Origin of the sequence: Echinicola jeungdonensis (assembly GCF_030409905.1) — a bacterium.
GTDB lineage: Bacteria > Bacteroidota > Bacteroidia > Cytophagales > Cyclobacteriaceae > Echinicola > Echinicola jeungdonensis.
Genome location: NZ_JAUFQT010000001.1, coordinates 2,255,446 through 2,267,353 on the forward strand (window position 1 = coordinate 2,255,446; position 11,908 = coordinate 2,267,353).

Below are 11,908 nucleotides of genomic sequence, written 5' to 3' on the forward strand. Positions count from 1 at the left end.
GAGGTCCATCTATTAGGTCTGTTTCAATAGTCCTAGTTTAAAACGAGGGCTATACTTTAACCATTCTCTAAATAAAAATTCGGAAAGAAATTCAAATCAACCGAAATAAACCCATGAGTAACTATAATATAACCCGAAGAAATTTTGTAAAAAGTTCTGCTTTATTAAGTTCTTCACTTTTTTTAGGCCCCACCCTTGCTAATGCAGTTGGGGGTGTTTTTCCCAAATCACCATTGCGACCTGTAGCCTTACATTGGCTGGAGGAAACCGAAAACCGGATTATTGATGGGGCAACTTGGGGTGTGCCCTGGCCAATGGGGCAATTAAAGCAAAATGCCGACTTTTCCCTAAAGAACACCAATGGAGCCAAACATGCTGTCCAGTCCTGGCCATTGGCATATTGGCCGGATGGATCCTTAAAATGGACCGGACATGCTATGCCCTCGGGGGTAACGGGATTTAATGATTTTAGCCTTGTACCAGGGGAAAAAATTCAACCTGATCAATCCCTTAAAGTGGCAGAAACCTCCTTAGAAATTTCAATCGATACAGGGAAAATCCAATGTACGATCAACAAAAAGGGAAAAGATTTAATTGCGGCTGTTCAAAGGAATGGGAGAACCCAATTAAAAAACGGTCGATTGGTGTTGCATCACCAAGACCAAGCCCCTGGTGAAGAAGGAACAGTGAACACTTCTGAATTTGAAGGGAAAATTGAAAAGATAAGTCTCGAGCAAAAGGGCCCATTAAGGACGGTTGTAAAAATTGAGGGGAAACATGATGCGGAGGGGAAAAAAGCTTGGCTGCCCTTTGTGGTACGGCTTTATTTTTATCAGGGAGGTGAATCTATTAGGGTTATGCATACCATCATTTATGATGGGGATGAATATAAAGATTTTATTAAAGGATTGGGTCTACGTTTTTCTGTCCCTATGGAGGACGAACTCTATGACCGGCATATAAGGTTTGCCGGCGAAGAAGAAGGCGTTTTTGGAGAAGCGGTCAAGGGCCTTACTGGATTAAGAAGAAACCCCGGGCAACATATCAAAACAGCCCAGGTAGAAGGCAAAAAAACACCTCCAGTTGATCAATTTGCTGAAAGTGTCTCCAGCCGCTTACATTACATTCCCAACTTTGGGGATTATACACTTTCACAAACCAGTCCGGATGCATTCGAAATCCGCAAAAGGACAAAAAAAGGCCATTCCTGGTTGAAATCGGGTTTTGGACAAAGGTCAAGGGGGACTGGTTATCTGGGTGGCCCAAAAGGAGGGGTTGTTTTTGGCATAAGGAATTTTTGGCAAAGTTACCCTGCCCAAATTGATATTAGAAATGCCCATACCGATGAGGGTGAAGTGACTTTATGGCTGTGGGCCCCTGATGCCCCTGCGATGGACCTGCGATTTTACCATGATGGAATGGGACAGGATACCCATGAAAAGCAATTGGATGCCCTCAATATCACCTATGAGGATTATGAACCAGGTTTTGGAACCCCAATGGGGGTTGCCAGAACCAGTGAAATGAAGCTTTGGATACTTGAGGAAACTCCTCAAAACGAAACTTTCAATGCTTTGGCCAATGGAATCCAGGAACCCGCCGTGGTTTGTTGTGAACCGGCCTATTTGCATCAGGTTGGGGTTTTTGGTAAAATTTGGGATCTCCCGGACCGAAGCTCCTTAATTAAATCCAAAATTGAGGATAATTTGGAAGCCTATTTTGAATTTTACCACCAACAGGTGGATGACCGCCGATGGTATGGCTTTTGGGATTATGGGGATGTTATGCATTCCTATGATTTTGACAGGCATACCTGGCGTTATGATGTAGGAGGCTTTGCCTGGGACAACTCAGAATTGTCCACCGACCTTTGGCTATGGTATTATTTTTTAAGGACCGGTAGAGCGGATGTTTTCCGGATGGCCGAAGCGATGACCCGGCACACTGGGGAAGTGGATGTTCACCATCTGGGGCGTTTTGCCCCATTGGGAAGCCGGCATAATGTCCAGCATTGGGGCTGCAGTGCCAAACAATTAAGGATCAGCACGGCGGCTAACCGAAGGTTTTACTATTACCTGACTGCAGATGAAAGAGTTGGAGACCTAATGAGGGAACAAGTAAATGCAGTTGAAACTTTAAAGGAAATTCCTCCCACCAGAAAGGTGACCGATCAGTCCGTTTGGGATACCGAAAGTGACCCCAATAAAGTTTATGTCAGCTTTGGTACCGATTATGGAGCAGTTTCCGCCGCTTGGTTTACAGAATGGGAACGCACCGGTGACGATAAGGTCAAGGAAAAATTGATGAACAGCATGCGGACCATTGCTGCCCAGCCCAAAGGTTTTTTCTCCGCAGGAGCTAAAATGGACCTGAGAACAGGCGAATTTGATAGGGTGGATCATCAACGGGCCTCAGCTTCTCATTTGAGTGCTGTCTTCGGTTTGATGGAGGTTTGTGCAGAATTGGTACAGAATATAGACATGCCGGAATTCGAAGCTGCTTGGATCCAATATTGTGAACTTTATAATGCCGGAGAAGAGGAGCAGGAGGAAGTATTGGGTAATGCCCTGGGGAAAATGAACCTTGGCCAGGGCCATAGCCGACTAACGGCCTATGCGGCAAAAATAAAAAATGACCCAGAGTTGGCCCAGAGAGCTTGGAGGGAGTTTGTAGGAGGAGGGGCAGGTTATCGCCTCAGGGAACCTTATGTCCGCACTTTGGAAGGGGATGAGGTGCTTAGGCCAATGGAAGAGGCCCATGTCTCCACCAATGCCACAGCCCAATGGGGATTAGCAGCCATCCAATGCCTTGGATTAATAGGTGATGAGTTGAAATGGTAATGGATTAGAATCAAGATTTTTGTATCAAGTAGATAGTGCTAGCCCCTGAGCAGAGTTGATGGGCCGTCAACGACTCCGTTTCCGGACTCATTACTTAAATCTCACTACTCAATACTAAAAAAATATCGGCTTAATATGTTTCTCCAGAAGATTTTCCATCACCTTTTCCTCTATGGCCCTTCGGTGCAGGGTCATTAGGTTATAAAATTCTCCCCTTTCTTCAGCAGCAATTTTATAGGCACAATGCATCAATTGCCTTAAATGGGGGTTCATCCGATTTCCTCTTGGTTCATGCCTTAAAGCTTGGGCCATTTTTTCCTTGCCATCATTTTTAAGATTTTCTAGGCTGGGTAGGGCTTTTTTATCAATGTCTAAAACATCAGGATAAGGGGATGTCAGTTCATCATAACGATCCAGGGCTTTCTCATATACTTTGAGGGCAAAATCAAAACCCTCCTTGCTGCTTTCTGCTAATACCGTGATTTCCTCTAACCAGGTAGTGCCCGCTGTTTTGACGTGTATTCCTGCATTATGTTTTTTGATCAAGCGGTTCATGACAGGATAAATGGAAAATTTATCACTTCCGCTATGGATGCTAAGTTTTAATTGATCAGGAAGCCCAAATTCTTTTTTGGCAAATTTTAAAACCTGAAGATCTTCCTCAAATTCCTTTTCAAACATTCTCAATTCCCCTTCGTAATCTATTCCTTTGTTAAACCTACCAGTAAATTTGGGGGCAAGGGTACTGACGGGAACTTTGTAATAGGCAAGGGCAGCAAGAATAAAGAAAAGTTCAATTGGAGATTGAGGCTTAGCCACCTCATCCATGGAAACCTCTACAACAAAATCATCATCCTTTTTTAAACTGATATGCTCATACACCTCTGAGGCTTTTTTAGCAGCAAATAAAAAAGTATTGATAATTTCATTCAGCTCATTTTCATCAATAGTTATAGAATTCTTTATTCCCGGGATATATAGCGCACCTTGGTAGGGTTGCACAAATTGTAAAAAGGCATCCTTTTCCTTCTGGTATGGAGCTTTTCCGATAAACTGAGCCACATCAATCGTAAAAAAGTCGCAATAAGGAATATAATCGTCCACGATGTCAAAATTGATGTGGTCTGCGTCCACAAAATAGGGGTCTTTAAAATTAAGATTCTTGATAGCAATTTCTGCTTCCTTCCGGACAATTTCAGGTTTGGAATTGACGGTCAAATGTTCCCGGTGGGATTTATTCCAGACTGGAGTAATGTTTATTCTCTTAGCATTGGCATGGAGTATGGCCTTTAACTGGGCATCTCCTTCCAATCCAAATCGATCCCCCATGCCAAATGAATATTTTCCTAATGCTTTCATTGCTGTTTATTTTGGGTTGACTAACCTTTAATGCCTTTTCTTTTAGATTATTGTTGGAAAAATGGCTTTTGATAACAGTACTATAATTTAATAACATTATTGGTTTTGGCCTAAAAAAATAGGGTAATTGGTGCCTTTGGTAAAATGGAAGTTTTAGTATTTAGGGAAGTACACGCCTTTGGCTCATATTTGCCCGATGGACTTTAAATGAGATTTTTAAACAAAAGGGTCAACGCTATTTAGGGAAGTAAACGTTTTTCATATCTAATATCTCACAACTCTCAACTCCTTCCACCATAACGAAACCATACAGTTTCCCAGACTGGGATCGTTAATTTTATTGGTTGAATAAAGTTAATCCCTCTGTTCAAGTGTGGAGCTATGTCTAATAAACTCAATACAAACCAATAATGAAGCGAAACTCATTTATATATTGCCTCGGGATAGGGGCTTTTGCCATTTGCAGCTCATTGATTTCCTGTAAAACCCAACAACAAGAAATTCAATCTTCCACATATAAATTTGATTTTGGCACAGGAAAGATTGCCGAAGGATACCATCAAGTTCGACCTGAGAATATGTACGATTCTGCCAAAGGGTTTGGCTTTTTGGATGCTCCGGAATTGGAAGCTGCTGACCGGGGAGGAAATGTTCTGGAAAATGATTTTTTAAGTTCTAAGAGCCCTTTTTTCTTTACCGTAGATGTTCCTGAAGGAAATTATGATGTCAAAGTAATTTTAGGGGATAAAGAGGGAACTTCTTCCAGCACCATTAGAGTAGAAAACAGAAGATTGATGGTGGGAAAAACTGAAACCAAATCTGGAGAAATAATTGAAAAGAATTTTTCCGTCCATATTCGCTATCCTGAAATTGCCGGCACTAATAAAAAGGTGAAGTTAAAATCCAGAGAACATGACTATTTGCACTGGGACCACCAATTGACTATTGAGTTTAATGGAGATATGCCAAAAGTAGCGGGGATAGAGATTACCCCTAACAATACTGCCCCAACCGTATTTTTGGCTGGTAACAGCACTGTCGTGGATCAGGCCAATGAACCCTGGGCTGCTTGGGGACAAATGTTTCCCGCCTTTTTTGAGCCTGGCAAAGTGGTTATAGGAAACCATGCAGAATCCGGTCTTACCCTTAAAGCATTCAGATGGCATAACAGGTTGGAAAATATATTGAGTATGATGAAGCCCGGTGATTATTTGTTCATTGAATTTACTCATAATGACCAAAAACCAGGAAATGCCCATGTTGAGCCGTTTACTTCCTATCAGGAGGTGATTAGGGAATTTATGGCTGCTGCTAAAGAAAAGGGAGGTATTCCTGTTTTGGTAACCTCCATGCATCGCAGGAGTTTTGATGAAAATGGAAAAATTATCAATACCCTGGAAGAATATCCCGAAGCGATGCGTCAATTGGCCGAGGAAGAGAATGTGGCCCTAATTGATCTCAATGCCATGAGCAAGACTTTATATGAAGCTTGGGGAGAAACGGAATCCAAAAAGGCTTTTGTCCATTTTCCTGCAGGGACCTTTGAAGGGCAGGAAGAAGATTTTGCTGACAATACCCACTTCAGCACTTATGGCGCATATCAATTGGCCAGCTGTGTGGTGGAAGGTCTGAAGAAAACAGATTTGGATTTGGTGAAATGGATAAAACCGGATATTCCAACCTACAATCCAGCAAACCCTCCGGCTTTTGAGGAATTCTATTGGCCACTCAGTCCCCGGGTGTCAATTATCAAACCTGATGGAAATTAATTGTTGATTAGATAATCATTATAAAAGCCCTTTATTTGAAGGGCTTTTTTGTTTAAAGTCAATTGAAAATCTCATTTTTATGGGTAATAGCTTTTTGAGGAAGGTTACAGGACCGCCATTTTTTTTTCCTTTGCGGGAAGGTTAAATTTTCACCCTCCTATTCAATTAATTTGTAAATTATATGCCCCAATCAAAAAACAAAGCTAAACTTGTTCAAACAATAAAGAATTAAAAAGAGTTGGAAGAGTATTTATATAAGTGTATAAAAAACAATTAATTATTTTTTTATATCTTTAAAAGACCAATTTTGCCTTATTGGCAATTAAACCCTAAATCCCAATTAATAAAAAAAACTAAATATGTTTAAGACCAAAACCCTATTGTTGGGAATGGCTGCCTTGATTTCGCCATTGCTGACAAATGCCCAAAATGAGCCAACCGAATTGGAGGTGGATCTCAAAGAAAAAGTAACGGACATTTCCCCAAATATGTGGGGCTTGTTTTTTGAAGATATCAATTTTGCTGCAGATGGAGGTCTTTATGCAGAAATGATCAAAAACTACTCTTTCGAATTCAAAAATCCATTGATGGGATGGGGAAGGGTGGAAGACCATGGTGCCTATGGTTATGTTTTTAACCGCAACCACCCGGAAGGAGCCAATAAAAAATTCCTCCGAATCCAAAGACTCAATAACCAAGGTGACTTTGGAATAAGTAATGGAGGATTTCGTGGTATTGCAGTTAAGGAAGGCCTGGATTATACTGTTACTTTTATCGCCAAAATTGCAAAAGGTGAAGACTTAAAAGTTACCACCAAATTATTGGACAGAAATGAAGTGATTGGGAAGGGATCAGTCAGCGGTTTTACCGATGAGTGGAAGGAATATAAAATTGTGATGAACTCCAGCAAAACCCTGGATGGAGTACAGTTTCAGTTATTGCTGGAAGGAGAAGGGGAATTGGATGTGGATATGATTTCCATGTTTCCTGAGGATACCTGGAAAGGCCATAAAAGAGGCCTGAGAAAGGATTTGGTGCAGTTGCTTGCCGATATGGATCCCGGATTTTTGAGATTCCCCGGTGGATGTATTGTGGAAGGTTTTGATCTGGAAAACCGCTATCAATGGAAAAAAACCATTGGCGAAATGGAAGACCGGGAAGTGATGATGAACCGTTGGAATATTGAATTTTCCCATAGGACGACCCCGGATTATTACCAGTCATTTGGCATTGGCTTTTTTGAATATTTCCAACTGGCTGAGGATATTGGAGCAGAGCCATTGCCTATCGTAAGTTGTGGTTTGGCCTGCCAATTTAATACTGGAGAGCAAGTTCCTATTGGAGCTTTAGATCCATTCGTAAATGATGCTCTTGATTTAATAGAATTTGCCAATGGCCCTGTGGATAGCAAGTGGGGAGCCAAAAGGGCTGAAATGGGGCATCCCGAACCTTTTAACTTGAAATTTATAGGTGTTGGTAATGAAAACTGGGGACCGCAGTATATCGAGAGGGCCAAAGTTTTTCAAAAAGCCATAAGTGCAGCTTATCCCGATGTGACCATTGTCAGTACTTCAGGTCCATTTCCTGATGGAAGGGAATTTGAATATCTATGGGGAGAATTGAAGAAAATGGATGCAAAACTGGTGGATGAACATTACTACCGATCACCTGAGTGGTTCCGCAGCAATGCCCGTCGATATGATGACTATGACCGTAATGGTCCTAAAGTTTTTGCAGGGGAATATGCGGCGCATACAAATATGACAAGGGAAGCATTGAAGCGAAACAACTGGGAAGCAGCCCTATCAGAAGCAGCTTTTATGACCGGGTTGGAGAGAAATGCAGCGGTTGTTAGGTTGGCTTCTTATGCTCCATTATTTGCACATGTTGAAGGTTGGCAATGGAACCCGGATTTGATTTGGTTTGACAACCTTAGGTCCTATGGTACACCAAACTACTATGTCCAAAAATTATTCTCTACCAATCCAGGTACACATGTAGTACCTATTACTGAAGCTGATAAAAGTTTGGCCGGGGAAGATGGCCTTTATGCCTCAGCTACCATTGATGAAAACACTAATGAGTTAATCTTTAAAGTGGTCAATATTTCTAAGGAACCTCAAAAAGTGATTATTGACTTGAATGGCAGGTATCGAGGTAATGGAAAAGGAATCCTTTTGGAAATGGCCAGTGATGACCTCGCTGCGGTAAACTCACTGGAAAACCCAACCAATTTGGAGCCGGTTGAAAAGACATTAGAGGTAAAAAGAAAAACCATTGAAATGGAATTGAAAGGTCAATCTGTCAATGTCGGTAAAGTTAAATTGAGTAAATAAACCATTTCTATGTTTTGGAATATTGAAGAAATAATAAAAAGCAGGCCTTTTCAAAAGTCTGCAATGGTTATAATGGCCAGCTTTATTTGGGTCAACCTTTCCTATGGACAGGAAAAGTTTAATCCAATTTTGCCTGATAACATTGCAGATCCATCAGTCGCTTTTTTTGATGGAACTTATTACCTTTTTGGGACCACGGATATTGATAGGGGACTAGCTCAAATGGGGCCTCCCGTGGTCTGGAAATCCAAGGATTTTGTGAATTGGAGTTTTGATGGGACCATTTTAAATGGGGTAGACTGGAGCAAACCCTATGAATTTGTCGATAAAGAAGGAAACTCAAAAACTGGCTATTTTAGATATTGGGCACCGGGAAGGCCTAGGAAAAAGGAGGGGAAATTTTATTTGTTTCCGACCATTGTAAAGCCCGATGATTCAATGGGCATTTATGTCATGGTAGCTGAACACCCGGAGGGTCCTTATGAATTTGTCAATGGTGATGGCCTTTACTTCAATGAACCTGAAAAGGCAAATAGTGAAGCCAAGCCATTGATTAACGATATTGATGCAGAGGTTTTTATTGATGATGATGGCAGTGCTTATGTCTATTGGAGAAGGCGAAATGCCGCAAAGCTCAATGAGGATTGGACGGGAATTGATGGTGAACTTGTAAAAATCTCCACCAACCATGGAGGGTATTCTGAAGGACCGACTTTATTTAAAAGAGATGGGATTTATTATTATCTCTATACCTTGTCAGGGCATGCCAATTATAAAAATGCCTATATGATCAGTAAGGATGGACCGCTAGGACCTTTTGAAAAACCTGAGGGGCCGGATATTTTCATCCATTCAGATGTTGAAACAGGGGTTTGGGGGCCCGGTCATGGTAATATTTTCAAGGTTCCGGAAGAAGATAAGTACCTGTTTTCCTATTTGGAATATGGAGAAGGCGGCACCACCCGGCAGGTGTTTGCCAATGAGTTGGAGTTTAACCCTGATGGGACCATAAAACCCATGGAAGTTAATTTTGAAGGCGTAGGCTATTTGGGTAAAGATAAAAGTATTTCTTCCAAACAATTGGAGATCGCCAAAATTACAGCTTCCAGTTGGAAAGGGCCCAAAAAGGTGGAAGCCAACATGGATGTCAATCCGAATCGCTTGGATGGATTATCCGGACCCAATGAAAAGTCGTCAACCAAGACTTTTACTTATGGCCCAGAAAATGCCGTGGACAACAGCAATTATACCAGTTGGGTGGCCAGAGAAACTGATCCCAAACCCTCTTTGCAGCTGGATTTAGGCAAAGCCAAGAAAGTAAAGAAAATCTCTTTAGCATTTGTCCATCCAGTTTTTGGGCATGCTTACAAGCTGGAAAAGTCAGAAGACGGAATCCGGTGGAAGGAAGTAATGAAGCAGGAAAACCAGAAGGTCAGAACCCCTCATTGGATAGAAGGAGTAGGGAAGGCCCGATACTTAAAAGTCACGATATTGAATGGCCATCCGGGTATTTGGGAAATGGGAGTTTATTGAATATTTTAAGCCAGCATGACTGGTCCTCGTTTCAAACGAGGACCATTTTCTGGACGCAGCTGTAATAAAAAAGATAGCCCTCGTTTCAAACGAGGGCTATTGCAATGTGGCTTTTGAGTTTCGCATTAGCATTGCTCGTAGCAATAGTATCCTAAATAATTTCAACTGGAACCAACCCTTTCGTGCCTAACATATAATCCCTGGCACTACTATAAACATAATGTTCAGGAGATTCCACAATTCCAGCTTTTATAGGGTTATTATGGATGTAGTTAATTTTTTGGATGACATCAATATTGTTATTGTTAAAATCAATAGTGTGATTTCCATCTTTCCAAAACCTATAATCTTTGTGCCTTTTAGAGTTTTTTGCGTAGATAGTAAACCTTTCCAATAGCCATTTGCTTCTACTTTCATTTACATTGAGTATTTCCTTGATGATATTTTTAGCTGTAAATTTTTTTGAAATCTCTTAAGAAATGCGACATCAAATGAGGGTGTTCACATCGGCCGACTAAATGAAGATGGTTGCTCATTATAACCCAAGCATTTAAGTGAAGTCCCTTTGAGGAACAGCAAAAGTTAAGGGAATCAACAATAATATCCTTGTAATTTACTCTAGTAAAGATATCCACCCAATCAACTACGGTAAGCGTTAAGAAATAGGTGCTATTTTGATCTTGGATAAAGTATTTGTCTCTTGACATGATAAATGAAAAAATTATGATTACTTAAAATAGGAAATTATTATATGCATTGCAAATGCCGAATTCACGAGTTGTCCTCGTTGCAAACGAGGACAAGTTTCTTTAGACATAGACGTATTTAGGAAAAATGGCCATAGTTTTAATCGTAGACAAGCCTTAAAGTTTCTGACATGAAGGTACAGGATAGCCACTGCACTTAAGCTTTTTAAATTGTTTCCTAAATTTCATTTCCTTATTTCTATTTAGGCGAAATGAATTTTTACTGTAAAAAATCCAGAAAATAAGGGGAATAAGTTTTACAACATGAATAAAGAAACTAATAAAGAATTGACCTCAAGCCGAAGAGGGTTTATCAAATCACTTGCTTTAATAGGAACCGGAATTATGTCCGGTCAGGCCTTGGTCAGCTGTTCATCAGCCAGTGGTTTGGGCTTTGGAAGTGAAGAACGTTATAAAGTGGCCGTTTGTGATTGGATGATCCTTAAAAGGCAAAAACTAAGCGCTTTTGAATTTGCCAATGAGATCAACGCAGATGGAATCCAAATGGATATGGGTGGCCTGGGTGACCGGGTAACTTTTGATAGCAAACTGGGAGATCCGGAAATGCAACAAAAGTTCCTGGCAGAAGCCAAAAAGCAGGGTGTTGAAATCAGCTCTATTGCTATGTCGGGTTTTTATGCCCAGTCCTTTGCCGAAAGGCCGACCGTTCCAAAAATGGTGCAGGATACCGTGGATACGATGGATGCCATGGGAATAAAGATTGCCTATTTGCCTTTGGGAGTACCCGGGGATTTGGTCAAAAAGCCAGAATTGAGGCCTGCCATCGTGGAAAGACTTAAAATGGCAGGGGAAAAAGCCCATAAAATTGGTGGGGTGATTGCCGTGGAAACTGCTCTTGATGCTGAGGGAGAATTGGAATTGCTGAAAGATGTGAATTCCCCTGGAGTGAAGATCTCTTACAATTTTGCCAATGCGATTAGGGATGGAAGGGATATTCCAAGTGAACTCAAAAAGTTGGGAGCGGAGAATATTGCCCAAATCCATTGTTCAAATACCGACGGTGAATTGATAGAAAACGATCCGGCATTTGATATGCCAAAGATCAAAAAGACCCTTGACAAAATGGGCTGGTCCGGTTGGCTCATTATTGAGCGGTCCAGAGATGTGGATGATGTTCATAACAGGAAGTACAATTACGGTTCCAACGTGGAATATATGAAAGAAGTATTTCAGGAAAGCTAATTCCCCAGTTTCTCATTGGCCTAATGCTTAGTTCCATAAGCTTTTTAGTTAAAGGAGTTTTTCTTGAAAATGTCCTCTAAGGGATTTTCAGGGAATGACTCCTTTTAAGCCTTTCAAGAATC

Annotated in this window: 7 protein-coding genes; 5 read left to right on the forward strand and 2 right to left on the reverse strand. The window is 41.1% G+C overall.

The annotated features are described in order from the left end of the window. The first annotated feature begins 113 nt into the window (after positions 1 to 113). Positions 114 to 2,840 carry an exo-rhamnogalacturonan lyase family protein gene (locus QWY93_RS09315; RefSeq protein ID WP_290247946.1) on the forward strand — a complete coding sequence of 909 codons (2,727 nt, stop codon included), beginning with the start codon at positions 114 to 116 and terminating at the stop codon, positions 2,838 to 2,840. 114 nt (positions 2,841 to 2,954) lie between these two features. On the opposite strand, the gene QWY93_RS09320 is transcribed toward QWY93_RS09315, so the two are convergent. Next, positions 2,955 to 4,199: a tagaturonate epimerase family protein gene (locus QWY93_RS09320; RefSeq protein ID WP_290247947.1), complete on the reverse strand. Its 1,245-nt coding sequence runs from the start codon at positions 4,197 to 4,199 to the stop codon at positions 2,955 to 2,957. A 410-nt stretch (positions 4,200 to 4,609) separates the two neighbouring features. Here QWY93_RS09320 and QWY93_RS09325 point away from each other — a divergent pair, with 410 nt between their 5' ends. The 3 genes from QWY93_RS09325 (at position 4,610) to QWY93_RS09335 (ending at position 9,837) form a co-directional block, all read left to right on the forward strand. Next, positions 4,610 to 5,968, forward strand: coding sequence for a rhamnogalacturonan acetylesterase (locus tag QWY93_RS09325; RefSeq protein ID WP_290247948.1), 1,359 nt, complete (start codon positions 4,610 to 4,612; stop codon positions 5,966 to 5,968). Between the two features lie 359 nt (positions 5,969 to 6,327). Next, a complete protein-coding gene (locus QWY93_RS09330) occupies positions 6,328 to 8,304 on the forward strand; it encodes an alpha-L-arabinofuranosidase family protein (RefSeq protein WP_290247949.1) in 1,977 nt (658 codons plus the stop codon). Positions 8,305 to 8,313: 9 nt separating this feature from the next. Then, a complete protein-coding gene (locus QWY93_RS09335; RefSeq protein ID WP_290247950.1) occupies positions 8,314 to 9,837 on the forward strand; it encodes a family 43 glycosylhydrolase in 1,524 nt (507 codons plus the stop codon). Between the two features lie 151 nt (positions 9,838 to 9,988). On the opposite strand, the gene QWY93_RS09340 is transcribed toward QWY93_RS09335, so the two are convergent. Next, the gene (locus QWY93_RS09340) at positions 9,989 to 10,231 is read right to left on the reverse strand and encodes a hypothetical protein (RefSeq protein WP_290247951.1); all 243 of its coding nucleotides are present in this window, start codon (positions 10,229 to 10,231) and stop codon (positions 9,989 to 9,991) included. 616 nt (positions 10,232 to 10,847) lie between these two features. Between QWY93_RS09340 and QWY93_RS09345 the strand changes: the two genes are divergently transcribed. After that, positions 10,848 to 11,786 carry a sugar phosphate isomerase/epimerase family protein gene (locus QWY93_RS09345; RefSeq protein WP_290247952.1) on the forward strand — a complete coding sequence of 313 codons (939 nt, stop codon included), beginning with the start codon at positions 10,848 to 10,850 and terminating at the stop codon, positions 11,784 to 11,786. The last annotated feature ends 122 nt before the right edge of the window (positions 11,787 to 11,908 follow it).

Bases quoted from the DNA above. Each gene is read 5' to 3' on its own strand.
- QWY93_RS09315 (WP_290247946.1), top strand. From the start codon at position 114: ATGAGTAACTATAATATAACCCGAAGAAATTTTGTAAAAAGTTCTGCT.
- QWY93_RS09320 (WP_290247947.1), bottom strand. From the start codon at position 4,199: ATGAAAGCATTAGGAAAATATTCATTTGGCATGGGGGATCGATTTGGA.
- QWY93_RS09325 (WP_290247948.1), top strand. From the start codon at position 4,610: ATGAAGCGAAACTCATTTATATATTGCCTCGGGATAGGGGCTTTTGCC.
- QWY93_RS09330 (WP_290247949.1), top strand. From the start codon at position 6,328: ATGTTTAAGACCAAAACCCTATTGTTGGGAATGGCTGCCTTGATTTCG.
- QWY93_RS09335 (WP_290247950.1), top strand. From the start codon at position 8,314: ATGTTTTGGAATATTGAAGAAATAATAAAAAGCAGGCCTTTTCAAAAG.
- QWY93_RS09345 (WP_290247952.1), top strand. From the start codon at position 10,848: ATGAATAAAGAAACTAATAAAGAATTGACCTCAAGCCGAAGAGGGTTT.